This is a genomic window from Pseudomonas sp. KH_021 (assembly GCF_057838865.1).
In genome coordinates this window covers 241,515-267,318 of record NZ_CM174477.1, presented here as the reverse complement: position 1 = coordinate 267,318, position 25,804 = coordinate 241,515, and the positions used below count along the sequence as shown (strand labels likewise).

The window sequence follows — 25,804 nt, the reverse complement described above, 5'->3', positions numbered from 1 at the left end:
CCTCTGGTTTTTTACTTGCGGCTCGGCGTACTCTCAGGCGCATGTCTGTTCTTTTAAGTTTTCTGACAACGTTGCTCTTCGTGTGCCTGAGCGCTGCCGCCCAGGCCGAAAAGCTGCGCATTGTTACCGAGCCCTGGGCGCCTTATGTCTACCTTGAAGACGGCCAGCCCAAGGGTATCGATTACGAAGTGACCGCTCTGGTATTCAAGCGCTTGGGAATCGAAGTCGAATGGCAGTTCCTGCCCTGGCGACGTTGCCTGGCCATGCTCGAAACCGGCCAGGCAGACGGGGTACTGGATATTTTTCGCACCGATCAACGTGAAGAGCAGCTCTACTACCCCAGCGAACCGCTCTCGGAAGTGGAATTCGCCTTGTTCCAGTCCAACCGGCGCCCGCACCGCATCGACAGCATTGACGACCTGCGCGGGCTGACCGTCGGCACTTCAGCGGGCTACACCTACAGCCAGGCATTTCGCGAGGCCACGACCTTCAAGCGCGAACCTGCGCCCACCCAAGAAGCCAACTTCGGCAAACTGGAGCGCGGCAGAATCGATTTGCTGATCACCGACCGCCGCGTAGGCCGGCTGGCCATCAAGTCACTGGGGCTTGAAGGGCAGGTCAGCGAGCTGCCAATCGTCATGAGCCGGGAAAAACAATACCTGGCCGTGCGCCGCAATGTGGGCATGGACCTGCTGGCCCAGCGCTTTGCCGCCGAGCTCAAGCGCTTCAAGCGCGAGCCGGCCTATGCCACGCTCAATGCCCGTTACTTTGGTGGCGACGCTGGCCTGCCAGAATCCCAAGGCCCTGCTCTGGCCCCTCAGGCCGATAAATCCGGTCAAACCGTTGAGCAGCGGGAAAGCAGCGCGCGCTGATTGCTCTGTTATACTCCAGCCTTCCCGCCAGGCTTACGCCCGGACGCCCGGTCTTGCAAAAGGCATCCCGACCCACTGAAACGATGGCCTTAGCCCTTTCAGTCGCCTCGGTTGCGCATTGAAGACCCGGCTGGACCGGACGCGACAGCATACCCATGCGTTCGTCGCGCCAGGCACGATCATCCCATCGGGCAAAGCCCTAACTAGAACAGGATTTCCCATGTCCTTTGCTTCCCTCGGTCTTTCCGAGGCTCTAGTCCGCGCTATCGAGGCAGCGGGCTACACCCAGCCCACTCCAGTGCAACAGCGGGCGATTCCCGCCGTGTTGCAAGGTCGCGACTTGATGGTCGCGGCTCAGACAGGTACCGGCAAAACAGGCGGTTTCGCCCTGCCGATCCTGGAGCGTCTGTTCCCCAACGGCCATCCGGACAAATCCCAGCGTCACGGCCCGCGCCAACCACGCGTACTGGTCCTGACCCCCACTCGCGAACTGGCAGCCCAGGTCCATGACAGCTTCAAGGTCTATGCCCGCGACCTGAACTTCGTCAGTGCCTGCATTTTTGGCGGTGTCGGCATGAACCCTCAGGTGCAGGCCATGTCGCGTGGCGTCGATGTGCTGGTCGCCTGCCCAGGTCGTTTGCTGGACCTGGCCGGCCAGGGTAGCGTCGATCTGTCCCACGTCGAGATCCTGGTACTGGACGAAGCCGACCGCATGCTCGACATGGGCTTTATTCACGACGTGAAAAAAGTTCTCGCGCGCCTGCCAAGCAAGCGTCAAAACCTGCTGTTTTCGGCGACCTTCTCCAAAGACATCACGGACCTTGCCGACAAGCTGCTGCACAACCCAGAGCGTATCGAAGTCACTCCGCCGAACACCACGGTCGAGCGGATCGAGCAGCGCGTCTATCACCTGCAAGCCAGCCACAAGCGTGCCCTGCTGGCGCACTTGATCACGCAAGGTGCCTGGGAGCAGGTGCTGGTGTTCACCCGCACCAAGCACGGCGCCAACCGCCTGGCCGAGTACCTTGAAAAGCACGGCCTGACCGCCGCCGCCATTCACGGCAACAAGAGCCAGAACGCGCGCACCAAAGCGTTGGCCGACTTCAAGGCCAACAACGTGCGCATCATGGTTGCCACCGACATTGCTGCCCGTGGCCTGGACATCGACCAATTGCCTCATGTGGTCAACTTCGAGCTGCCTAACGTCGAAGAAGACTATGTACACCGCATTGGCCGTACTGGCCGTGCCGGTCGCAGTGGCGAGGCGATCTCGCTGGTGGCCCCGGACGAAGAGAAACTGCTCAAGAGCATCGAGCGTGTAACCCGGCAGAAAATCCAGGAAGGTGACTGGATGGGCTTCGACGCCTCGGCTGTCGAGGCAGAAAAGCCAGAGGTGCGTGAGCGCCCGGCCAATCCACGTAACAGCCGTACCCCTCGGGGTGATGGCGCCGCAGCCAATGCTGGCGGTCGCAAGGACAAAGGGAAAGACAAAGGCAAGGAGAAACCAGCCGCTGCCGCTCGCCCGGAGCGCCAGGGTCGAGAAAAAAAGCCTCGTCCAGCCCGCACCGCACAAGCCAGCCCCAACGCCACACCGCAAAACCGTGACCCAGAAGCGTTTCTGGACGACGAAGTCGACAACTTTGGCAACCGCGCTGACTACGTGAGCCCGTACCAGAACAAAGCTGGCCAGGGTAACCGCAACCGTCGCCCTGGCGCTCCAGCCCCGGCTGGCGGCGCTGCAGCCCCAAGTGCTCGCCCGCCGCAAGGTCGCGGCCCGCGCAAGGAAGGCTCCGGCGGTGGCGAAGGTGCCAAGCGCAGCGGCGCCAGCGATGGCGGCAAGCCTCGTCGCGAAGGCGGCGGTGGCGGTGCTGCTCGTAACCGTCGTCCGGCGCGTGATGACCAGCCGCGTCAGGAGCCAGCGGTTGCCAGCCCCCGTGATGGGCAGAAGCAGCCAAAGATCGTGCACAAGGAATCGAAAGTCGATCGGTTCCCGACGCCCGAGCAGCTGGATCAACTGCCAAGCCGCCCACGCGGTGAAAAACCAGCCTTGCTGACCCGCAATCGCTGATTTTTCATGGCACACAAAAACGCCGCCCTTCGGGGCGGCGTTTTTGTTGGTGCGTATCGCTTACTTGTTCTGGACGCCTTCGAACGAGATATCCAGCTCCAACTCTTGCGAAGGGCTCGGGGACTTGATACCGAAGTCGTTCAGGTTGATGGTCGAGGTGCCGTTGAAACCGGCACGGTGGCCGCCCCATGGATCCTTGCCTTCACCGTTGAAGATCGCCTTGACCACGATTGGCTTGGTGACGCCGTGCAGGGTCAGGTTGCCGCTCACGTCAGCTGTTTTTTCGCCGGTGGATTTGACCGAAGTCGAAACGAACTTGGCGGTAGGGAATTTGCCAGCTTCAAGGAATTTATCGCCCTTGAGGTGCTTGTCGCGTTCGGCGTGCTGGGTGGTCAAGCTGGCAATCTGGATTGTCACCTCAACCTTGCTGGCCTCAGGTTTCTTGGCATCAAAGCTGAATGTACCGTCGAAATCAGCAAAGGTACCCTTGATGAAGCTGAAGCCCAGGTGGTCGACGTTGAAGTTGAAGAATGCGTGATGATTCTCTTTGTCGATCGTGTAGTCAGCAGCCATGGCTTGGCCAGCCGACAGCAACGCCGTTCCGAGCGCCAGAGCGGCCAGAGTCTTTTTCAACATGCTTTGTATTCCTTGAGAGTTGAGGTTGAACATCAAGCTTTGCGGCCCAGCATTCGCGTCAGGGTCGCGTCATGGTCGATAAAGTGGTGTTTCAGCGCCGCCAGGCCATGCAGCACGGCAAAGACCACAAGGCCCCACGCCAGATACAGATGAATGTCGCCCGCTACATCGGCTTGATTCGGCAGGTTGCTGATCAGGGCAGGGACATCCACCAGCCCGAAGACCGGAATGGGATCGCCATCGGCGGTCGAGATCAGGTAGCCCGCGATCATCACGGCGAACAGCCCGACATAGAGCAACGCATGGCCAATTTTGGCAGCCAGGCGCGTCAATGGACCGTGGTTGGGAAGAGACGGCGGGGGTGGGCTGACAAAACGCCAGATCAAACGCAAGACCATGACCGCCAGCAGGATCAGGCCGATGCCCTTGTGCAAATCAGGCGCGGTTTGGCGCCACGAACTGTAGTAGTCGAGCCCGACCATCCACAAGCCGAGCCCGAACAGACCGAACACCACAAGCGCTATTCCCCAGTGCAGGACGATACTGACCAAGCCGTAGCGAGCGGTAGAGTTGCGCAGTTGCATGAGCGTCGTTCCCTGTGAGAGCTGTGTTCAAGACTAACTTTTTACTTATCGAAATAAAGCGGAAAATTTCGCTTTGAAATATCGAGAAATACGAACAGTAGTCTCAAACTCAGTCGTTAAGGAAACATTAACGAGAGACCGCGGCGCGTTCATCGCAGGCAAGCCTGGCTCCTACAGACCTGTGTAGGAGCCAGCCTTGGCTGCGATGGCCATAGGTATCTACACATCTTTTGGCGTACTGCATTTCGTAGCAGTGGACGAGTAGAACGAGGCCACGTCCGGCTGCGCAGCAGTCGTAAAACCTGGCACTTCAGTATTCAGATACACCGCGAGTACAGGCTTTGCGAGGACTACGTCCCCGGACCTGGCCTCGCTGAACTCGTCTACTGCTACGAATGTAGCCGCTGACGAGGTACGAGGCTGCGATCGGCAGCGAAGCGGCCGTAAAACCTGAGACCGTAATCCATCAGGCACACCGAAGGGCCTGAATTTACGACGGCTTCGCCGCCGATCGCAGCCTCGTACCTCGGCAGCGGCTACAAGAGCCGCGCTGCCCCAGAATTGTGTAGATACCTATGCTGCGATGGCCACACCGCGGTGTATCAGGCAAACCGCTGTAGTTTTATTGAGCGGTCGTAGCCTTCTTCTTCACAGGTTCTGCCTTGGCTACCGGCTTCTTGACTGGTTGCGTCTTGGCCGGCGCTTTTTTCACAGGCGCAGGCTTGGCTTGTACCTTGGCAGGAGCGGGAGCAGGAGCCGGTGCAACAACTGGGGCCGGAGTTGGCGCAACTTGAGCAGCCGTTGGCGTCACAGGCGCCACAATCGGCGCTTCGGCCTTGACCACAGGCTTGGCGTCATCACCGCCACCAAACAGGCGCGAGAAGAAGCCAGGCTTGCTGTCTTTGGCCGCAACCGCCGCCGCACCCACTGCTGCCGCCGCGGCAACCGGAGCCGCTGCCTTGGCCACGTCGAACGACTTGCCGGCCGCCAGGTCCTGGACTTGGCTGGCAGCGCGCTGACCACTGCGCAGCGCACCTTCCAGGGTGCCAGGGTACAGGGCGTCGGTGTGCTCACCGGCAAACGTCACGCGCTGGATCGGGCGCTCCCACAGGCGCCAGAACTTGCTGATCTGGCCTGGACCATACGCCAGGTACGATCCTCCGGTACCGGTGTCGGTGCTGTAGCGGCGAATTTCATAACCGGTGAAAGAACCACGGGCTTGTGGGTAGAAGGCATGCAAGCGAATCAGCACCTGGTCGACCATCTGCTTGTCGCCAAAGGCTTGCAACAGACGGGCGTTGTCACCGGACAGGTTGATCACAACGTTTGCGCCACCCTTGAGTACAGGTTCGATCCAGAGCATGCCCAGGCCTGCGTTGCTGTAGACCTCGCCAGACATCCGCGCGCGGCTTTCCCAGACCGGGGTCTTGAATTTCAGCATCAACTGGTCGCGCCAGCCGTAGTTGGTGCCCTTGATGGCGCCCATGTGCTGGGCATCGAGGGCCGGCGTCATCTGGATACGGCCCAGCGCGCGCAACGGCACCGCCAGCACCACATAGTCGGCCTGATAACCCACGGTGCCAACCTTGACGGTCACGCCGTCCTTGTCCTGGGTGATGCTCGAGACCGGCGAACTGGTCTTGATGGTCTTCAATTGCTTGACGAAGGCCTGGGCCAGCACCGGGCTGCCACCGGGCAGGCGAGCGGCGCGCAGGTCGCGGTCGTCAACGCCACGGTAAACACGGTTTTGCTGGGCGAAATAAAGCAGCGACAGGCGCGAGGGCTCATCGTAACGGGTACGAATCTGCTGGTTGATCAGCTGGCGAGCCGTCGGCGGCAATTGCAGCTTGTCCAGCCAGCTCGAGACGTTGATCTGGTCGAGGGCGAACAAGGTGCTGTTGGAAGCCGGGTTGAGCGGGTCGTCAATCGAGGCCGCCAGGTTGTCCAGGGTTTTCTCGTAGCGTTTGATCGCATCGCTGGTAGCGGGCTGCTTGGCTGCCAGATCGGCCACGGTGAAATGCTCGCCATCGATCAGGTAACTGTGCGTGCGCACAAACTCCGGCGCCGGCAAGGTGGTCAGCTTGAAGGTGTCCAGGTAGCGGTTGAGCACCGGCTGCGTCTTGCTGTTGCCGATCCACTCGCTGGTGGCCAGGCCAGAGCGCCCGCCCATCCCAGGCTTGGCTTCAAGCAGAGTGACCTGCCAGCCCTTGTTCTGCAGTTCATAGGCAGCCGTCAGGCCAGCCAGGCCACCACCGACGACGATCGCCGTCGGTGGCTTGTCCTTGGCCAGCGCCGACACGCTGAACAGTCCTATCATTACCAGCGCAGACGCGCGCAGCCATCCAGCAGACATTCAGCGAACTCCGGTTCAAAGGCAGAAATAAGGAAAACGTCCCACAGCAGGGACTGCCAAGAAGGATACGCCACGCCTGCAGGGCCTGCCAGTAAACGGGCTGCGATTTAAAAGATGGGTTGTCCGCTGGCGGCTCATTGCATAGGCTTGCCCGATTGTTTTCCGCGCACCTCGCACGCATTGGCGTCAGGAGAAAGAATATGGGCCTCAATCAACAGTGGATGCAACGCGACCTCGCCGTCCTGTGGCACCCCTGCACCCAGATGAAAGACCACGAACAACTGCCGCTGATCCCGATCAAGCGCGGCGAGGGCATCTGGCTGGAAGACTTCGAAGGCAAGCGTTACCTGGACGCCGTCAGCTCCTGGTGGGTGAACGTGTTCGGCCACGCCAACCCACGCATCAACCAGCGCATCAAGGATCAGGTGGACCAACTGGAGCATGTGATCCTGGCAGGTTTCAGCCACCAGCCGGTGATCGAGTTGTCCGAGCGCCTGGTAAAGATGACACCCGAGGGCCTGAACCGCTGCTTCTACGCCGATAACGGTTCGTCCTGCATCGAAGTGGCGCTGAAAATGAGCTTCCACTACTGGCTCAATCGCGGCCAGCCCGCCAAAAAGCGCTTCGTCACCCTGACCAACAGTTATCACGGCGAAACCATTGCAGCGATGTCGGTTGGCGATGTGCCGCTGTTTACCGAAACGTACAAGGCGCTGCTACTCGACACGATCAAAGTGCCAAGCCCGGATTGCTACCTGCGCCCGGAAGGCATGGGCTGGGAAGAGCACTCGCGCAATATGTTCGCGCATATGGAACAAACCCTGGCCGAACACCACGCGACCCTCGCGGCCGTCATCGTCGAGCCGCTGATCCAGGGCGCGGGCGGCATGCGCATGTATCACCCGGTGTACCTCAAGTTGCTGCGCGAAGCCTGTGATCGCTACGGCGTGCACCTGATCCACGATGAAATCGCCGTCGGCTTTGGTCGTACCGGTACGATGTTCGCCTGTGAACAGGCCGGCATCCGACCAGACTTCCTCTGCCTGTCCAAGGCGCTGACCGGTGGCTATCTGCCGTTGGCGGCTTGCCTGACGACCGATGACGTCTATAGCGCGTTCTACGATGACTATCCGACCCTGCGCGCCTTCCTGCATTCGCACAGCTACACCGGCAACCCGCTGGCGTGCGCGGCGGCCCTGGCCACCCTGGACATCTTCGAGCAAGACAACGTCATCGAGAACAACAAGGCCCTGGCGGCGCGCATGGCCAGTGCCACCGCACACCTGGTCGATCACCCGCACGTATCGGAAGTGCGCCAGACCGGCATGGTGCTGGCCATCGAGATGGTCAAGGACAAAGCCAGCAAGGCGGCCTACCCGTGGCAAGAGCGCCGTGGCCTGAAGGTGTTCGAGCATGCGCTGACCCGCGGTGCGCTGCTGCGGCCATTGGGCAGTGTGGTGTACTTCCTGCCGCCCTATGTGATCACGCCCGAGCAAATTGATTTTCTGGCTGAAGTCGCCAGCGAAGGCATTGACCTGGCCACCCGCAGTGGGCCGACGGTGCAGGTCCAGGCTGATTTCCACCCTGATTTTCGCGACCCAGGCTAAAAGCTTCGCTGAATATCTGACAATGTAGCGCTGCCCTGTAGCCGCTGCCGTTAGGCTGCGATGCGGCCCGTCAGGGGCGCCGTTTTGGATTTCAAGATCCTGCGCCCGCGTCGCGGTCGATCGCAGCCTAACGGCAGCGGCTACACATTTCTATTTTCCTTGAGTCAACCCATGAGACTGTCCCGCTTTTTCATTGATGCGCCCCTGAGCCTGGGCGACCACGAACTGCCCGAGGCCCAGGCCCATTACATCGGCCGAGTATTGCGTATGGCTGAAGGCGATAAAGTCCAGCTATTCGACGGCAGCGGCCAGGAGTTTCTCGGCCAACTGCTGGAGGTCGGTAAAAAGCGCGTGCGCGTGCAACTCGACGAACAGTTCGAAGGCCAGATGCCGTCGCGCCTGCACGTTCACCTGGGCCAGGGCCTGTCTCGCGGCGAGCGCATGGACTGGGCCATCCAGAAAGCCACGGAGCTGGGCGCCAACGAGATCACCCCGATCGTCAGCGAGCGCTGTGAAGTGCGGCTAAAGGATGAACGCGCCGACAAGCGCCTGGCCCACTGGCGGCAGGTGGCAATCAGCGCCTGCGAGCAATGCGGTCGCTCGCAAATACCGGTGATTCATCCGCCTCAACTGCTGGAAGAATGGCTTAAAGCCTGCGATAGCGAACTGAAGCTGGTCCTGCACCCCGTGGCCGAACCCCTGATCAGCCACGCAGCACCGACAAGCCTTGCGTTCCTGATCGGCCCCGAAGGCGGCTTGTCGGACGCTGAAGTCCAGCAGGCCAACCACGCAGGCTTCCACCCTGCTCGCCTCGGCCCACGGGTACTGCGCACCGAAACCGCACCGGTGGTGGCGCTGGCCGTCGCGCAACAACTGTGGGGCGACATCTAAAGCACGTAGGCGCAGATCGCCACAAAGTGCAGCAGGCTGCCGGCAATCACAAACAGATGCCAGATGCCGTGCCAGTGGCGAAAGCGGCTGTCATACGCAAAGAAGATGATGCCGACGGTGTAGAACACACCACCGGCGGCCAGCCAGGTGAACCCCGCCTGGCCCAACGCTGCCAGCAAGGGCTTGACCGCCACCAGCACGATCCAGCCCATCACCGCATAGATGATGATCGACAAGATCCGCGCTTCCGAGCGCGGTTTGATTTCCTGCAACATACCGATCACCGCCAGCCCCCAAACCACGCCAAACAAGCTCCAGCCCCAGGGCCCGCGCAGGGTCACCAGACAAAACGGTGTGTAGCTGCCAGCGATCAGCAGGTAGATCGACAGGTGATCAACCTTGCGCATGACCGTTTTCGCCCGCCCCCGGACGCTGTGGTAGACGGTTGAAACACTGTAGAGGGTCAGCAGGGTCAGCCCATAGATCGCCATGCTGACGATTTTCCACGGATCGCCCTGAAGGCTGGCGACGACCAGCAACCAGATAGCCCCGATACAGGCCAGAACGGCACCGACCAAGTGCGTCCAGGCGTTGAAACGTTCCCCGTGATACATGCCCTCACGTCCTCAAATCAGTTGCTCGTCCAGCAGCAACTGCTCCAGTGCGATCAGGTCCGGCACGCGCGGCACCTGCTCGCCCACTTGGACGGCTGCCAATTCCAGCGGTCCCAGTGGCACATCGACGTAGTTGAGCTGGTTGTCGATTTTGCAGGAGCGCGGAATGCCCTGGACCAGCAAGGCGATAAAACCGATGCCACTTTCACCCAGGGCATTGAGCACCACGATCCGCGCCCGCTCGCCAATATGGGTCGAACCGCCACTGGCCGCCTCGAAACTGACCAGGGGGATGCTCAGGTTGCGCCAGCTGATGCGCCCCAGGCTCCAAGCCGGCTCACCTTCAGCAGCCACACCTGACTGAAAGCCGATCAGTTCAGCCACCGCCACATTGGGCAGTAACAGGCTGCGGTCACCCAATGGCAACAATAGGCCGGTCAGGCTGTTGCGCCGTCCAGGCGCTGCACGGGGGGTATGCTCAAGCATGAGTCTTGCTCCATTGTGCAATGCTCTCCAGCAAGACCGACTCCTGATACGGCTTGCCCAGGTAGTCGTTGACACCGATGGCCATGGCCCGATCCCGGTGTTTTTGCCCTGCGCGTGATGTGATCATGATGATCGGCAAATGTTTCAAACGCGGGTCCTGACGTATTCGGGTGGCCACTTCAAAACCATCCATGCGCGGCATTTCGATGTCGAGCAGGACAATGTCCGGCAGATGCTCCTGCAACAACGCCATGGCATCGACGCCGTCCTTGGCCGTGAGTACGGTCATGCCGTTGCGTTCGAGCAGTCGCCCGGTCACTTTGCGCACCGTCACCGAGTCGTCCACGACCATCACCAGCAGCGGCCGGCCTTGCTGCGGCGCCACGCGGCCGACCGCGGGCAAGGGCTGGGCCTTCAGCGGCAGGGGCCGGCGTGCCTGGAGCAGGCGCAGTTGCGCATGCAGGTCCAGAATCAACACCACACGCCCGTCCCCCAGAATGGTTGCACCGGAGAGCCCCGGTACGGAGGCAAACTGCGGCCCCAGGCTCTTGACCACGATTTCCCGCGAGCCTGCCACCGCATCGACCTGCACGGCAAAGCGCTGGTCGTGGGAATGCATCAACATCACCGGCAGCGGCAGGCTTTGGCCCCGCAGCTTGGGCTGGAGACTGGTCTGTAGCAGCTCGCCCAGGTACAGCAAATCGTAACGTTGGCCGGCGTAGTGATAGGTGGGCGGGTCCAGCTGGTAAAAGGCTTCCAGCTCGTTGGGCAAGACGCGCACGATGCCTTCGATGCTGTTGATCGGGATCGCGTATTGCTCGTCGCCACCCTGCACCATCAGGGCCCGATTGACCGAGACCGTAAAGGGCAGGCGAATCAGGAAACGCGCCCCCTGCCCGGCCCGCGAGTCGATGACCATCTCGCCGCCCAGTTGCTTGACCTCTTCATGAACCACGTCCATGCCCAGGCCGCGCCCGGAAATCTGGGTGATTTTCTGCGCCGTGGAAAACCCGGGTTCAAGGATGAACTGCATCACCTCGTGGTCGCTCAGGTCTCGGGCCGGGTCCAGCAGCCCGCGCTTGATCGCCTTCTTGCGCACCGCCTCCAGCGGCACACCGGCGCCGTCGTCGGCCAGCTCGATAATGATCTCGCTGCCTTCATGCAGCAGATTCAGGGTAATACGCCCCTCGGCCGGCTTGCCCGCCGCCAGGCGCACCTCGCGCGGCTCCAGGCCATGGTCGACCGCGTTACGCAACATATGCTCAAGCGGCGCCACCATGCGTTCGAGCACGCTGCGGTCCATCTCGCCCTCAGCGTTGCCAACCACGAACTCCACCTGTTTATCGAGCTCGCTCGCCACCTGTCGCACCACGCGCTGCAAACGGGGCACCAGGCGTTCGAAGGGCACCATGCGCGTACGCATCAAGCCTTCTTGCAGGTCGGTATTGACCCGCGCCTGCTGCTGCAGCAGCGACTGGGCTTCGTGGTTGCGGGCGGACAGGGTTTCCTTGAGGTCCAGCAAGTCCGAAGCCGACTCGAACAAGGCCCGCGACAGTTGCTGTAATTGCGAGTGACGGTCCATTTCCAGCGGGTCGAACTCTTCGTAGCCGGCGCGCTCGCCGTCGACCTGCTGACGGCTGAGAATCCGCCCCTGGGTTTCGGTATCGAGCCGGCGCAATTGATCGCGCATGCGCTCGATGGTGGTTTCCATTTCGTTCAGGGCGATCTGCGCATCATTGACCTGTTGCTCGATGCGCCCGCGCAGGATCGAAGTCTCGCCCGCCAGATTGCCCAGGTCATCGAGCAATTCGGCAGCCACCTTGACCTGATCGGCCGGTGCCCGCTCCGGGGTCTGTGCGTTGCCTTGCGCCTCAGGCGCAGGTTCTGTGCGCGGTGCCTGCTCACTCTGGCCGTGCACAGGCTGGTTGAAGCCGCGAATACTGTCGATCAAGGCCGTGGCGGGTTTGACCGGCTGGCGCAAGCGCACCGCGTCGAGCATATGCGCCAGCCGATCGTGGCAGTTCTGCAGCAGGCTGAATAAAGGCGGGCCGGGTTGCAGCAAGCCTGCAGAGAGGTTTTCGTAGAGAAACTCAAGCTCATGGGCCAAGTCGCCAATGGCGGCAATCTGGACCATGCGCGCCCCTCCCTTGAGGGTATGCAGGTCACGCAGCAGGTTTTCCACTTCAAGGATATTGCGCGGCTCAGCTTGCCATCGGGCCAGGGCCGCGCCTGAGCTTTCCACGATGTCTAAACCTTCTTCAAGGAAGATATCCAACAGCTCGTTGTCGCTTTCGGTCTCTTGAAGCGGTAATGGAGCAGGCGCGGAAGGTGCCGCGCCACTGCCTTGGCGAAACGCCTGGATCGCTTCAATCAGGCCTTGGGGCTCACTGAGGCGCTGGCGATTGCGCAATTGGTCGAGCATCTGCGCCAGTCGCTCATGGCTTTTACGCAGCAATAGCGCAAGCTCCGGTGAGAAGCTATAGCGGCGGTCGAGCAAGCCTTCGTACACGTGCTCCAGCTCATGAGCCAGATCACCGAGCGGGGTGAGCCGGGCCAGCCGCGCACCGCCCTTGAGGGTATGCACGTCTCGCTGCAGCGATGACAGCGGGCCACCGTTGTCCGGCTCCTGCAGCCAGCGCTCAAGTGTTTCTGCTGCGCTGTCGAGAATGTCACTGGCCTCGTCCACAAACAGGCTGGCCAATTCCTCGTCAAGTTCACCCTTCTGGGCGGTGGCCGTCGACAGCTCGCGAATGCTCAACGACTGGTCGGCCTCACGGCGAATCAAACCGGTCGCCGCAGGGTCCAGCCCTTCGTCGAGCAAATCACGCAAGGCTTGAATCTGATCCGGGCGCGCATCGATCTGCTGGCCTGCGGCCAACTGATCAAGCATGTCGATCAAGGCTTCGTGGGCGTTTGTCACCGTGCTGAAGAAACGCTCGCTAACCGCCAGGCTGCTTTCCTCAACGGCGCCATACAGGTCGAGCAAGGCTTCGCACAGGTCATCGATTTGCTCCAGGTCCGCCAACTGCGCACCCTCGCCCAGGCGTGTCAGCTCATCCAGTAATGCCGACAACTCATGGCGCTCGGCCGGGTGTTGTTGCCAGCGCTGCAGCAGTGATTCGGCATCGAGCAGAATGTCCATGCCTTGGGCCATGAAGGTGGCGATCAGTTGCGAGTCACGCTGGGTTCGTCGGCTATTGGCAGCGTTCAGAGAAGCGTCCAGTCGCGCCGATACGACCTGGTCAACCTGCGCGATCAGCGCCCCCGCACCACTGATCGGCGCCAGGGGATGTTCGGCCAACTGTTGCAGGCCGCGACGCAGGAGCGTTTCGCCCGCCTGCAGCAGGTAAATTTCATCCAGGTCGAATTCCAACTGATGGGCTTTGAATTCCCGGGCCAGCCGGTCGAGTGCGGTCGCAAGCTGGGCCATCGGCATGACCCCGGCCATGGACGCGCTGCCCTTGAGGGTATGCAAGGCACGCTGCAGTTCATCGCTGACCGCCAGCGGCAATTGCTGCTCGGCACGCTCCAGAAAATGGTCGACGCTGGCCAGGTGAGTCAGTGCTTCGCTGCGAAAGATATCCAGCAACTGCGACTCGATGGCCTCACCCGCGGCATCGCTGTCGAACGCGGGCTCAGGCTCGGCCAGTACCCGGGCCAGCGCATGAACCACCTCGGGATCGTCCAGCACCTGCCTGTCCTGCAGCACTGACAGCTCGGTGGCACTGAGCACATCATCGAGCACCGGTACATCCTGAATGCCGCAAGGGTAGCCCAGCGCCGTCAGGCTCATGGCCGCCCGGTCGAGAAAGCGCTCGCCAGGCGATTGCGGGTCCTTGTTGAGCCGCTCGAGAAAATAATCGACAGCTGTCAAGGCTTCGGCCAGGTGATCGAGCTGTTCCCAGGCCGGTCGTACCTGAGCGGGCAGCAACTGTGCCTGAATGCACTCATTGCACGCTTGCAACAGGCCCGCCGCGCGCTCCAGGGGAATCATCGCCAGAGCACCGCGAATCTGCGTCAACAACTCTGGCAGTGGCCGCAGGCGCTGGGCATCCCAGCCGGCATCGATACAGTCGAGGATATAGTCCTTGACCTGTTGCAGACCGAAGCGGGCCTCCTTGATCACCAGTTGGTGGATCTGGCTCAAGTCTGTCGGGGCACCAAAATGGGGGTTCAGGCTTGCCGGCTCCGGCGGCCCGGCCATGCCGGCCAGGCTCGACTCGACATACAGCAGCGCCCCGGCGATGTCCATCAACACCGCGTCGCTCGGTATGCGCTGACCCTGTGCCAGGCTTTGCACCAGCGTCTGCTGGTTATTGATGACCTTGCGTGGCTGGCCGAAACCGAGCACCGCCAAAGTATCGGCAATGCGCCGCAAGGGAGGCAGCAACTGGCCAAGCTCATCAACGCGGGAACGGTCGCCATGAACGAACACGTCCAACCGCTCCTTGACCCGCACCAACTCATCACACACCGCCGTCAGTACCGAACGCAGGGCATCCCGGTCAGACCCGACCAGGCGATTGCGCTCCTGCTCGGCCAGGCTGCGCTCGCTGATCACATCGCCCAGTTCGTAGCGCTCACGCATCGCTTGCATCCTGGGCGAGGAGCCTTCGGCCTTGGCGATATAAAACAACAGGCTTTTCAGCAAACCATTGGGTGCCGGCTGATTGACGCCGACAACACCCTGCTCCACCAGACGCTTGAGCTCTTTGTCGGCTTCCTTGAACAGGCTGCGCAAGGCCGGGCTGTTGGCGATGATCCCGGTGCCCATGCCTTCGACCAGCGCACCCGCCACTTGCCACAGCGGGGCGAGCGGCGCGTTGTGCGACAGTTGTTCCAGGCGCTCGAAGACTTTGGCCAGATGAATAAGGTTGGTGGGCTCGTCTTGTTCTCGCAGCAGGCCTGCCATGGCGGCCTGCAGCGTCTGGCGCAAACCGCGCAGCTGGCTGGTGTAGTCAGCCAGGTCCAGCGCCGCCAGGGCATTGGCATCCAGTGCTGCTGGCAAGTGCACAGGCGGGTCGAACAGGCTGGTTTCGCTCAGCAGACGCTCGCCACGGGCGCTGCGCAGCTCATTGAGCAGCGGCAAAACGATCAATGGCAGATCGCGACGGGCCACATGCACCCGGTCCAGGTACAACGGCAGTTGTTCCACCGACGCCAACAGCCACCTGAGCGCCTCGACCGGCTCACTGACCCGTGACTGTTGCAGGGCCAGGGCCAGTTGTTCCATTTCTTCGGCCAGCAGTGCAGCGCCGTAGAACTCAACCATCTGCAAGCTGCCATGGACCTGGTGCAAGCCTTCCAGGCACGCCTCGAAGGCGGGGGCCGGAAGGGATTGGAGGTCCTGTCGGACCTGTGCCAGGGTGTCGGCGATTTCGCCTTTGACCCATGCCAAGGCCACATAATCGTGCCGATCGGCCATAACGACTCCAGTAGGGCTGACCCGGTTCAGGGGCGGCGACTCAGCGCGGCTCCTGCGAAGGTGGCAAGGTAAAACCTGATACCGAACGACGCATGTCGCTGGCCATTCGCGCCAGGTTGCCAATGCTTTCGGCCGTGGCCGTCGAGCCGGACGAGGTTTGCGACGTGATCTGCTGGATCACTGTCATGGTATGAGAGATCTGCCCGGCCGATGAGGTTTGTTGCTGTGCGGCGTCGGAGATGATCTGGATCAGTTCGGCCAGGTTCTGCGACACGCCTTCGATTTCTTCCAGCGCTACACCGGCATCCTGCGCCAAGCGTGCACCGCGCACCACTTCGGCGGTGGTCTGCTCCATGGAAATGACGGCCGCATTGGTGTCGGATTGAATGGCCCGCACCAGGGTTTCGATCTGCCGTGTCGCCGACGACGAGCGCTCGGCCAAGCGTTGGACTTCATCGGCAACCACGGCAAAGCCGCGTCCGGCTTCACCGGCCATGGACGCTTGAATGGCGGCATTGAGGGCCAGGATGTTGGTCTGCTCGGCAATATCGTCGATCAGGCTGACGATATCGCCGATTTCCTGGGACGACTCACCCAGGCGCTTGATGCGCTTGGCGGTGTCCTGGATTTGTTCGCGAATATTGTCCATGCCATGAATGGTGTTGTGCACCACTTCATTGCCCTTGTTGGCAATCGCCACCGAACGCTCGGCCACCTTGGCCGAGGTGTAGGCGTTGGCAGAGACCTGGTCGATGGACATGGCCATGTCGCTGATTGCCACCGAGGCCTCGCTGATCTGCTGGGCCTGGTGCTCGGAGGCGCGCTCCAATTGCCTGGCGGTGGCCTGGGTGTCTTGCACCGCCGTGGCCACGGCTTCGGCACTGACGTTGATGGTGCCGACCAGATCGCGCAGTTGATCGACTGAATAATTGATCGAGTCAGCGATGGTGCCGGTGAAGTCTTCAGTGACAGACGCATTGACCGTCAGGTCGCCGTCGGCCAGGTCTTCAATTTCATCCAGCAAGCGCATGATCGCGTGCTGGTTGCGCTCGTTCTTTTCGGCGGTTTCACGCAGTTGGCGATGGGTTTCACGCACCATCACCAGGCCAATCAGGATGATCGAGGCCAGGGCAACGAACCCCAGCACGTAACCGCCGACGTTATCCAACCAGCGACCACTGGCCAGGTGCTCGAAACCATTGGCCAAGTGCGAGGCTTCATCGAGCAACGTCTGCGACTGGTTGAAAATATTGCCGGCCGCGGACCGTACCTGGAACAACTCTGGCGAGGTCTCGAGAATTTCGTCCACGGAGCCTGAGACAAACTGGAACAGTTCGGCAATTTCCGCCAACCGGGCGCGGGCGTCCTGGTCCTGGACCTGAGTGATATGGATCGATGGGTTGCCGCCCAGCATGCCGTCGAGGACCTGGCCAAACCGGTTGGCGTCGCGGCCAAACACATCGGCCGCTTGCCCAGAGGTTTCGTCCCCGGACAACACCGTGTTGACCGAACCCAGAATCCGCTCCGCCAACAATGACTGGCGCTGGGCCACAGCGACCTGGCTGGCCGGTGCCCCGCGCTGCAACAGAATCTCGACCACCTTTTCGTATTCGACCTGCAACTGCGGCACGGTCTCGGCCAGCGTCGCCGCCACCTGATGCAATGAAAGCACTGTTTGCTCGCTGGCCAGAATCGCATCGGCGTTCTTGCGCAGGTCTTCCCAATCGCGCTGCACGGCCGCCATTTCATCGTCGACCGCAGGCGGCGCAGGTGGCAAGCCGGTGCTCTCGTCCCCTTTTTTCAGGTAACCCCAACGGCGCTCGAAGTCATTGCGCGCATCGGTCAACAGCTTGAACGCCTGCGCCTTGCCGGCCGCGGCCTCGGTGGCGTTCTTGGCGATGCGCTGGGACAAGACGCGCAGCTCACCGGCATGGCCGATGTACTGCTTGTCGTAATTGGATTGGGTACTGAGGTAGGCGAAGTTGGCGAACAACAGAATGATCGAGGTGATCAGGGCGATAAACAGCCCCGCGATTTGCGCGCTGCTGCGTGTGCCGAGCAACGAGGTCATTAGCTGTTTCATTGGACGCTTCCCGTCACCAATGGCCCGCGCCCTTCCTGCTGGCGCGCCACATCAAGAAATGCTCCCGCCTGGGCCAGGGCAAAGGGGCTGAATACACTCCAGACCTGCTCGCGCTGAAAGTGCCCCTGCACGAACGGCGCGACAGCGCCGGGTACCTCGGCCGGCAACGCCAGCTCCAGGCTGCCGAGGGCAAAGTGCTGCAAGCCTTGCACTTCATCGACCATCAGGCCTGCAAAAATTTCCTGGTGGTCCACCACCAACACGCGACGCTGACGGCGCAGGCCCGACAACTCACGGCCGAAAAATGCACAAAGGTCGATAATCGGCAACAGACGACCGCGCAAGCTGGACACCCCCATGACCCAGGGTTTGACGCCTGGGATGGTGCTCAAGCGGGGTTCGTGCAGAACTTCGGCTATTTCACCCATCGGCGCCACGTACCAATGCTCGGCGATGCGAAAACCGATGCCGCTCCAGTTTTGCAGACGGCTTTCCTGGGAGGGAAGGTCGGCCGCCAGAAGCCGACAGCGGCGGTCGATTTCCAGCAGCAACTCGAATGCGGTTTGCGACGCCTCCATAAATAATCCGGCCGTCAGCCTGCCAGGACTGAATCAAGGAGCTGGACCAGGTCACCTTCATCGAACGGTTTGATGAGAAAGTCCCTGGCGCCCTGGCGCTTGGCCCAGACCTTGTCGGATTCTTCACCCTTGGTGGTAATCACGATGACGGGAATGTGGCTGGTTTGCGGGTCCTTGGTCAATTGGCGAGTGGCCTGGAAACCATTGAGACCGGGCATCACGATGTCCATCAAGACCGCGTCGGGCTTTGCATGACGAGCCAGTGCGACACCGTCTGCGCCATTTTCAGCCGTCAGGACTTCATGACCGTGCTTTGTCAGCATCTGGGTCAATTTAAAGGTTTCGGTCTGCGAATCATCAACGATCAAGACTCGAGCCATGCTGTTCCCCACTCTCTAAAAGACGCCACGGGCCCGGCCCGCACGTCAGGGTGCGTATTGTTCTTCTGCGGCAAAACCCGGGACATGTGCCCGAATGGCGCTCAACAGTTCTTCTTTGCTGAAAGGCTTGGTTAAAAACTGATCGGAGCCAACGATGCGCCCCTTGGCCTTGTCGAACAGATCATCGCGCGATGACAGCATGATCACCGGCGTTGCCTTGAATGCCGGGTTATTCTTGATCATTGCGCACGTTTGGTAGCCATCCAGGCGCGGCATCATGATGTCGATAAAGATGATGCCAGGGTGATGGTCGGCCACCTTGGCCAGGGCGTCGAAGCCGTCAATGGCGGTGAGCACTTCGCAGCCAACGTCCTTCAACAGCATTTGAGCCGTGCGGCGAATGGTCTTCGAGTCATCGATCACCATGACTTTCAATGCCGGGGAATGCTGTTCCATGTTCACTCGATCATCATCTCGGGAGCCGGAGCCGGCCAGCGCTGAATATAGACATGCGCAAAGCCCGTGCCGAGTCTTTGTAACACACTCTTACAGTGCGTTCCATCAGCCACTGCCAGGCCACGGCCCAGTGCTTGCGACGCGTGTTTTTCCTTGACCGCAAAGCGTGCTGGCGCCACCCTGACGCCACTTGAATTCAGGCCAATGCGGCCTTGCTGCCAGAGGATAGCCCCCCATGAGCATTCGCCTCGGAATCGTCATGGACCCCATCGAGCGCATCTCCTATAAAAAGGATAGCTCGCTGGCCATGCTGCTTGCCGCCCAAGAGCGCGGCTGGTCGTTGTTCTACATGGAACAGCATGACCTCTACCAGAGTGAAGGTGTTGCCCGAGCGCGGATGCGCCCGCTGAAGGTCTTCGCCGACCCGCAGCGCTGGTTCGAACTCGACGCCGAAAGCGACGCCGCCCTGAGCGATCTGGACGTGATCCTGATGCGCAAGGATCCGCCCTTCGACATGGAGTTCGTGTATTCGACCTACCTGTTGGAGCAGGCCGAGCGCGACGGCGTGCTGGTGGTCAACAAGCCCCAGAGCCTGCGCGACTGCAACGAAAAACTGTTTGCCACGCAGTTCCCACACTTGACGCCAGCGACTGTCGTCAGCCGTCGCGCTGACATCCTGCGCGAGTTCGCCGATCAACACCACGATGTGATTTTCAAGCCGCTTGATGGCATGGGTGGCGCGTCGATCTTCCGCCACCGCCGTGACGACCCGAACCTTTCGGTGATTCTGGAAGCCCTGACCGCCCACGGCAGCCAGCAGATCATGGCCCAGGCCTACCTGCCGGCGATCAAGGACGGTGACAAGCGCATCCTGATGATCGATGGCGAACCCGTGCCTTACTGCCTGGCGCGCATTCCGGCCGCCGGCGAGACCCGTGGCAACCTGGCCGCCGGCGGTCGTGGCGAAGCTCGTCCCTTGACCGACAAAGATCGCTGGATCGCCGAACAGGTCGGCCCGACCCTGCGTGAAAAAGGCCTGCTGTTTGTTGGCCTGGATGTGATCGGAGAGCACCTGACCGAAATCAACGTCACCAGCCCGACCTGCATCCGCGAGATCGACAATGCCTTTGGCACCCAGATCGGCGCGCAACTGATGGACGCCATTGATCGCAAGCTCAAGGCCCGCTGACGCACAACACGGGGAAATACCGCGCAGTGCGTTATGATGCTCGCCCTTTTTACTTGGGGCGAGCGCACTGCCGGGTTCCTCCGTATTGCAGGCCTGCTGGATAATTGATGACCGTTTCTGCCGACATTCCTCCTGAACTTTCCCACTCTGGCGTACGCCCGGCGGACCGGCTCGGCTTCACCTTGTTTCTGGCCGCCTTGCTGCACCTGGCACTGATCCTGGGCCTGGGTTTCTCGTTCAGCACGCCGGAAACGATCAGCCGCAGCATGGAAATCACCCTGGCCACCTTCAAAAGTGAGGTCGCGCCGAAAAAAGCCGACTTTGCCGCCCAAGAAAACCAGCAAGGCAGCGGCACGCAAGACAAGAAAGCGGTGCCGAAAACCACCGAAGTGGCGCCCTTCCAGGACACCAAGATCAATAAAGTGACGCCACCTCCGGCCCCCAAGCCCGAGGTCAAGCCACAGCCACAGCCCCCCAAGGCGGCTGTCACCACCACCGCTCCCAAGCCGCAAAAGATCGAGACCCGGCCCAAACCGACCAAGCCCGAACCCAAGCCCCAGGCCGTCACCCCGGATTTCGACAGCTCGCAACTGTCCGACCAGATCGCAAGCCTGGAAGCCGAGCTGTCCAACGAACAGCAACTGTATGCCAAACGCCCGCGCATCTATCGCCTGAACGCCGCCTCGACCAGTCGCGACAAGGGCGCCTGGTACAAGGATGCATGGCGCAAGAAGGTCGAGCGTATCGGTAACCTGAACTACCCCGACGACGCCCGTCGCCAGCAAATCTACGGCAGCCTGCGCCTGCTGGTGTCGATCAACCGCGACGGCTCGCTGTATGAAGTGCAAGTGCTGCAATCTTCCGGCCAGCCACTGCTGGATCAGGCCGCGCAGCGCATCGTGCGCCTGGCGGCGCCATTTGCGCCGTTTACCGGAGATCTTGCCGACATCGACCGCCTGGAGATCATCCGCACCTGGCGCTTCGCCCGTGGCGACCGGCTGTCCAGCAACTGATATCCACCTGCCTCTGTAGGAGCACGGCTTGCCGGCGATGAGGGCCCCGCGGTTTGCCTGCTGGACCGCGGTGTGGCTATCGACTGTAGGAGCACGGCTTGCCGGCGATGAGCATAGGTATTTACACAATTCTGGGGCAGCGCGGCTCTTGTAGCCGCTGCCGAGGTACGAGGCTGCGATCGGCGGCGAAGCCGTCGTAAATTCAGGCCCTTCGGTGTGCCTGATGGATTACGGTCTCAGGTTTTACGGCCGCTTCGCTGCCGATCGCAGCCTCGTACCTCGTCAGCGGCTACATTCGTAGCAGTAGACGAGTTCAGCGAGGCCAGGTCCGGGGACGTAGTCCTCGCAAAGCCTGTACTCGCGGTGTATCTGAATACTGAAGTGCCAGGTTTTACGACTGCTGCGCAGCCGGACGTGGCCTCGTTCTACTCGTCCACTGCTACGAAATGCAGTACACCAAAAGATGTGTAGATACCTATGAGGCGATGAGGGCCCCGCGGTTTATCTGCTGGATTGCGGTGTGGCTATCGACTGTAGGAGCACGGCTTGCCGACGATGGGGCCTCATCGCGACCAAGGTCTGCTCCTACATCTAGAGTGGCGGCGGGCTTGTCAGGCTGCGTGGCCAAAGCCACACTAGTAGTCATGAAGAACGTCAGCCCGAGTTACCTCAAGCATCAATTCCTGATCGCCATGCCGCACATGGCCGATCCGCACTTTGCCCATACCTTGACCTATATCGTCGAGCACACCGAGCGTGGCGCCATGGGCCTGGTGGTCAATCGACCGCAAGAGCTGAACCTGGCCGACATCCTCGAGCAGCTGCGCCCGGAAGTCGATCCTCCGGCGCGCTGCCAGCGGGTGCCGATCTATATCGGTGGTCCGGTGCAGACTGATCGCGGCTTCGTGCTGCATCCCTCCGACCCGGACCACGTCTACCAGGCCACGATCGATCTGGGCGGGCTGTCGTTGTCCACCTCCCAGGACATCCTCTTTGCCATTGCCGATGACGTCGGCCCCAAGCAAAGCCTGATCACCCTCGGCTACGCCGGCTGGGAAGCCGGGCAACTGGAAGCAGAACTGGCCGATAACGTCTGGCTCAATTGCCCATTCGATGCCGAGATCATCTTTGGCACCGCCAGCGATCTGCGCCTGGGCGCTGCGGCCAAACTGCTGCACATCGACCTGAGCCTGCTCACCAACCAGGCGGGGCACGCTTGATGGCCGCTGTTCGCCTACTGCTGGGCTTTGATTACGGCAGCCGTCAGATCGGCGTCGCCGTCGGCCAGGTCATCACCGGCCAGGCCCGCGAGCTGTGTACCGTGAGGGCGCAGCAAGGCGTGCCGGACTGGAGCAAGATCGAAGCACTGGTCAAGGAGTGGAAGCCTGACGCCATGGTGGTTGGGCTGCCGCTGAACATGGACGGCACCCCCAGCGACATGAGCGCCAAGGCCGAGAAGTTTTCGCGCCAGCTCAATGGGCGATTCAACCTGCCCGTGCATACCCACGATGAACGCCTCACCACCTTCGAAGCCAAGGGCGAACGCATGGCCCGTGGCGGTCAGCGTGGAAGCTATCGCGACAACCCGGTGGATGCCATCGCCGCCGCCCTGCTGCTGCAAGGCTGGCTGGATGCCAATATCGGCCAACTGCAACCCTGATAACCGCTTTCAAGCCGGGCACGCTTGATGCCCGGCGCCTCGAGGAGCAAGCATGAGCCTACCCAACCCCGCCGAACTGATCGTTCGGATGGCCTCTGACCTCACGGCCCATCTGGCCCGTCGCAGCATCACCGAACCGCGCTACATTGGTATTCGCACCGGCGGCATCTGGGTTGCCCAGGCCTTGCTGGAGCAACTGGGCAACGACTCGCCGCTCGGCACCCTGGACGTCTCGTTCTATCGCGATGACTTCAGCCAGAACGGCCTGCACCCACAAGTGCGCCCTTCAGAGCTGCCCTTCGAGATCGAAGGCCAGCACCTGGTATTGGTCGATGATGTACTGATGAGCGGCCGCACCATTCGCGCCGCACTCAACGAATTGTTCGATTACGGCCGCCCGGCCAGCGTAACGTTGGTCTGCCTGCTGGACCTGGACGCTGCCGAATTGCCGATCCGGCCCAATGTGGTCGGCGCAACGCTGTCATTGCTGCCCACCGAACGGGTAAAATTGTCCGGCCCCGCACCGCTCACCCTTGAGCGCCAGGACCTCGCATCCGCTTCCGCCTTTTAAGAGTCCCTCGCGATGACGCCAACCGACGCCAAGCGCCCGCTGCAGCTCAATGATCAGGGCCAGCTGCGCCACTTCCTCTCGCTCGACGGTTTGCCCCGTGAGCTGCTCACCGAAATCCTCGATACCGCCGACTCGTTTCTCGAAGTCGGCGCCCGGGCGGTGAAAAAAGTCCCGTTGTTGCGCGGCAAGACCGTCTGCAACGTGTTCTTCGAGAACTCCACGCGCACCCGCACCACCTTCGAACTGGCGGCCCAACGGCTCTCAGCCGATGTGATCACGCTGAACGTCTCGACCTCGTCCACCAGCAAGGGCGAAACGCTGTTCGACACCCTGCGCAACCTTGAAGCCATGGCGGCTGACATGTTTGTGGTTCGCCACGGTGACTCCGGCGCCGCCCACTTCATCGCCGAGCATGTGTGCCCGGAAGTGGCGATCATCAACGGTGGCGACGGCCGCCATGCGCACCCGACCCAAGGCATGCTCGACATGCTGACCATTCGTCGGCACAAGGGCGGGTTTGAAAACCTGTCGGTGGCCATCGTCGGCGATATCCTGCACTCGCGCGTCGCCCGCTCGAACATGCTGGCGCTCAAGACCCTGGGTTGCCCGGATATTCGCGTGATCGCGCCGAAAACCCTGCTGCCGATCGGCATCGAGCAGTATGGCGTCAAGGTCTATACCGATCTGGAGCAAGGCCTGAAGGACGTCGATGTGGTGATCATGCTGCGCCTGCAGCGCGAACGCATGCAGGGCGGCCTGTTGCCGAGCGAAGGCGAGTTCTACCGCCTGTTCGGCCTGACCACCGCACGCCTGGCCGGCGCCAAGCCGGACGCCATCGTCATGCACCCGGGGCCGATCAACCGCGGGGTCGAAATCGAATCGGCGGTCGCCGATGGCGCCCACTCGGTCATCCTTAATCAAGTCACCTACGGCATCGCCGTGCGTATGGCCGTGCTGTCCATGGCCATGAGCGGCCAGACCGCGCAACGCCAATTCGAGCAGGAGAACGCCCAGTGAGTCTCAGCATTCTCGGCGCCCGCGTCATCGATCCGGCCAGCGGCCTGGACCAAGTCACCGACCTGCATATCAGCGAAGGTAAAGTCATCGCCATGGGCGCGGCGCCAGCCGGCTTCCAACCGACCCAGACGCTGGAGGCCGATGGCCTGGTGGCAGCACCTGGCCTGGTCGACCTGAGCGTGGCCCTGCGCGAACCGGGCTACAGCCGCAAGGGCAGCATCGCCAGTGAAACACGTGCGGCGGCTGCCGGTGGCGTCACCAGCCTGTGCTGCCCACCGCAAACCAAGCCTGTACTGGACACCTCGGCGGTGGCCGAGCTGATCCTGGACCGCGCCCGTGAGGCCGGCCACTGCAAGGTTTACCCGATTGGCGCCTTGAGCAAGGGCCTGGGCGGTGAGCAACTGGCCGAACTGGTCGCCCTGCGCGACACCGGTTGCGTCGCCTTCGGCAACGGCTTGAGCAGCTTTCGTAACAACCGCACCCTGTGCCGGGCACTGGAATACGCGGCCACCTTCGACCTGACGGTGATTTTCCACTCTCAGGATCATGATTTGGCCGAGGGCGGCCTGGCCCATGAAGGCCCGATGGCCAGCTTCCTGGGTTTGGCAGGCATTCCAGAAACCGCAGAAACGGTGGCATTGGCCCGGGACCTGCTGCTGGTCGAGCAAAGCGGCGTGCGCGCTCACTTCAGTCAGTTGACCAGTGCCCGCGGCGTGAAGTTGATCGAAGAGGCACAGGCCCGTGGCCTGAAAGTGACGGCGGATGTGGCGCTGTACCAGCTGATCCTGACCGATGAAGCACTGGTGGATTTTTCCAGCCTCTATCATGTCCAGCCACCACTGCGCACTCGCGCCGATCGCGACGCCTTGCGCGCTGCAGTCAAGTCCGGCGTGGTGCAGGCCATTTCCAGCCATCACCTGCCTCATGAGCGCGACGCCAAGCTGGCGCCATTCGGTGCAACCGAGCCTGGCATCAGCAGCGTCGAACTGCTATTGCCGCTGGCGCTGACGCTGGTAGAAGACGGTGTGTTTGACCTGCCAACCCTGCTGGCGCGCTTGAGCTGCGGCCCGGCCGCGGCCCTGCGTCTGCCTGCCGGGAAACTGCAAGTGGGCTCCCCTGCAGACCTGGTGCTGTTCGACCCCAAAGCGTCCACCGTGGCCGGTGAGCAGTGGCTGTCCAAGGGCGAGAACTGCCCGTTCATGGGCCACAGCCTGCCGGGCGTGGTGCGTTACACCTTGATGGACGGGCATATCAGCTACAGCCGCTGATATCGCCCTATCCGCCGCAGAGTGACTGACACCCTGCGGCGGCTGCATTCGCT

Annotated in this window: 21 protein-coding genes; 11 read left to right on the top strand and 10 right to left on the bottom strand. The window is 61.6% G+C overall.

The annotated features are described in order from the left end of the window. Positions 1-41 precede the first annotated feature (41 nt). Positions 42-872, top strand: a complete 831-nt coding sequence (locus tag AC3IX4_RS01255) for a substrate-binding periplasmic protein (RefSeq protein ID WP_489258886.1) — start codon at positions 42-44, stop codon at positions 870-872. A 220-nt stretch (positions 873-1,092) separates the two neighbouring features. Beyond that, complete coding sequence (gene rhlE2 / locus AC3IX4_RS01250; RefSeq protein ID WP_489258885.1) at positions 1,093-2,940, top strand: RNA helicase RhlE2; 1,848 nt, start codon at positions 1,093-1,095, stop codon at positions 2,938-2,940. Positions 2,941-3,000: 60 nt separating this feature from the next. Here rhlE2 and AC3IX4_RS01245 read toward each other — a convergent pair whose 3' ends face one another. The 3 genes from AC3IX4_RS01245 to AC3IX4_RS01235 all read right to left on the bottom strand — a co-directional run bounded on the left by AC3IX4_RS01245 (position 3,001) and on the right by AC3IX4_RS01235 (position 6,513). Continuing rightward, the gene (locus AC3IX4_RS01245; RefSeq protein ID WP_489258884.1) at positions 3,001-3,576 is read right to left on the bottom strand and encodes a YceI family protein; all 576 of its coding nucleotides are present in this window, start codon (positions 3,574-3,576) and stop codon (positions 3,001-3,003) included. Between the two features lie 32 nt (positions 3,577-3,608). Then, positions 3,609-4,160 carry a cytochrome b gene (locus AC3IX4_RS01240; protein WP_489258883.1) on the bottom strand — a complete coding sequence of 184 codons (552 nt, stop codon included), beginning with the start codon at positions 4,158-4,160 and terminating at the stop codon, positions 3,609-3,611. 622 nt (positions 4,161-4,782) lie between these two features. Continuing rightward, the gene (locus tag AC3IX4_RS01235; protein ID WP_489258882.1) at positions 4,783-6,513 is read right to left on the bottom strand and encodes an FAD-dependent oxidoreductase; all 1,731 of its coding nucleotides are present in this window, start codon (positions 6,511-6,513) and stop codon (positions 4,783-4,785) included. Positions 6,514-6,713: 200 nt separating this feature from the next. Here AC3IX4_RS01235 and AC3IX4_RS01230 point away from each other — a divergent pair, with 200 nt between their 5' ends. Continuing rightward, positions 6,714-8,120 carry an adenosylmethionine--8-amino-7-oxononanoate transaminase gene (locus AC3IX4_RS01230; RefSeq protein WP_489258881.1) on the top strand — a complete coding sequence of 469 codons (1,407 nt, stop codon included), beginning with the start codon at positions 6,714-6,716 and terminating at the stop codon, positions 8,118-8,120. A 171-nt stretch (positions 8,121-8,291) separates the two neighbouring features. After that, positions 8,292-9,011 carry a 16S rRNA (uracil(1498)-N(3))-methyltransferase gene (locus AC3IX4_RS01225; RefSeq protein WP_489258880.1) on the top strand — a complete coding sequence of 240 codons (720 nt, stop codon included), beginning with the start codon at positions 8,292-8,294 and terminating at the stop codon, positions 9,009-9,011. On the opposite strand, the gene trhA is transcribed toward AC3IX4_RS01225, so the two are convergent. From trhA to pilG, 7 genes are read right to left on the bottom strand one after another with little or no spacing between them, the layout of a single operon-like run. Next, on the bottom strand, positions 9,008-9,625 hold the full coding sequence (gene trhA / locus AC3IX4_RS01220) for a PAQR family membrane homeostasis protein TrhA (RefSeq protein WP_489258879.1): 618 nt from the start codon (positions 9,623-9,625) through the stop codon (positions 9,008-9,010). The two genes, AC3IX4_RS01225 and trhA, sit on opposite strands and share 4 nt — an antisense overlap. 12 nt (positions 9,626-9,637) lie before the next feature. Continuing rightward, on the bottom strand, positions 9,638-10,111 hold the full coding sequence (locus AC3IX4_RS01215) for a chemotaxis protein CheW (RefSeq protein ID WP_489258878.1): 474 nt from the start codon (positions 10,109-10,111) through the stop codon (positions 9,638-9,640). Further along, positions 10,104-15,536, bottom strand: a complete 5,433-nt coding sequence (locus tag AC3IX4_RS01210) for a hybrid sensor histidine kinase/response regulator (RefSeq protein ID WP_489258877.1) — start codon at positions 15,534-15,536, stop codon at positions 10,104-10,106. The genes AC3IX4_RS01215 and AC3IX4_RS01210 overlap by 8 nt, the downstream gene beginning before the upstream one ends. A 40-nt stretch (positions 15,537-15,576) precedes the next feature. Beyond that, positions 15,577-17,619, bottom strand: coding sequence for a methyl-accepting chemotaxis protein (locus AC3IX4_RS01205; RefSeq protein ID WP_489258876.1), 2,043 nt, complete (start codon positions 17,617-17,619; stop codon positions 15,577-15,579). Next, positions 17,616-18,197 carry a chemotaxis protein CheW gene (locus AC3IX4_RS01200; RefSeq protein WP_489258875.1) on the bottom strand — a complete coding sequence of 194 codons (582 nt, stop codon included), beginning with the start codon at positions 18,195-18,197 and terminating at the stop codon, positions 17,616-17,618. Before AC3IX4_RS01200 ends, AC3IX4_RS01205 begins: the two co-directional genes overlap by 4 nt. Positions 18,198-18,211: 14 nt before the next feature. Further along, on the bottom strand, positions 18,212-18,577 hold the full coding sequence (pilH, locus tag AC3IX4_RS01195; RefSeq protein WP_489258874.1) for a twitching motility response regulator PilH: 366 nt from the start codon (positions 18,575-18,577) through the stop codon (positions 18,212-18,214). 45 nt (positions 18,578-18,622) lie between these two features. After that, complete coding sequence (gene pilG / locus AC3IX4_RS01190) at positions 18,623-19,033, bottom strand: twitching motility response regulator PilG (RefSeq protein WP_489258873.1); 411 nt, start codon at positions 19,031-19,033, stop codon at positions 18,623-18,625. Between the two features lie 235 nt (positions 19,034-19,268). Between pilG and gshB the strand changes: the two genes are divergently transcribed. From gshB to AC3IX4_RS01155, 7 genes are all read left to right on the top strand, one after another. After that, positions 19,269-20,222, top strand: a complete 954-nt coding sequence (gene gshB, locus AC3IX4_RS01185; RefSeq protein WP_489258872.1) for a glutathione synthase — start codon at positions 19,269-19,271, stop codon at positions 20,220-20,222. Positions 20,223-20,329: 107 nt separating this feature from the next. Continuing rightward, positions 20,330-21,235, top strand: a complete 906-nt coding sequence (locus tag AC3IX4_RS01180) for an energy transducer TonB (RefSeq protein ID WP_489258871.1) — start codon at positions 20,330-20,332, stop codon at positions 21,233-21,235. 644 nt (positions 21,236-21,879) lie between these two features. After that, positions 21,880-22,455 (top strand): YqgE/AlgH family protein, encoded by a 576-nt coding sequence (locus AC3IX4_RS01175; RefSeq protein ID WP_489258870.1) that lies wholly within the window; start codon positions 21,880-21,882, stop codon positions 22,453-22,455. Beyond that, a complete protein-coding gene (gene ruvX, locus AC3IX4_RS01170) occupies positions 22,455-22,895 on the top strand; it encodes a Holliday junction resolvase RuvX (RefSeq protein WP_489258869.1) in 441 nt (146 codons plus the stop codon). The genes AC3IX4_RS01175 and ruvX overlap by 1 nt, the downstream gene beginning before the upstream one ends. Before the next feature lie 52 nt (positions 22,896-22,947). Then, entirely contained in the window at positions 22,948-23,466 is a 519-nt protein-coding gene (pyrR, locus tag AC3IX4_RS01165; RefSeq protein ID WP_489258868.1) for a bifunctional pyr operon transcriptional regulator/uracil phosphoribosyltransferase PyrR, read from the top strand. Between the two features lie 12 nt (positions 23,467-23,478). Further along, positions 23,479-24,483, top strand: a complete 1,005-nt coding sequence (locus tag AC3IX4_RS01160) for an aspartate carbamoyltransferase catalytic subunit (protein ID WP_489258867.1) — start codon at positions 23,479-23,481, stop codon at positions 24,481-24,483. Further along, the gene (locus AC3IX4_RS01155) at positions 24,480-25,751 is read left to right on the top strand and encodes a dihydroorotase (protein WP_489258866.1); all 1,272 of its coding nucleotides are present in this window, start codon (positions 24,480-24,482) and stop codon (positions 25,749-25,751) included. The genes AC3IX4_RS01160 and AC3IX4_RS01155 overlap by 4 nt, the downstream gene beginning before the upstream one ends. Positions 25,752-25,804: the final 53 nt, after the last annotated feature.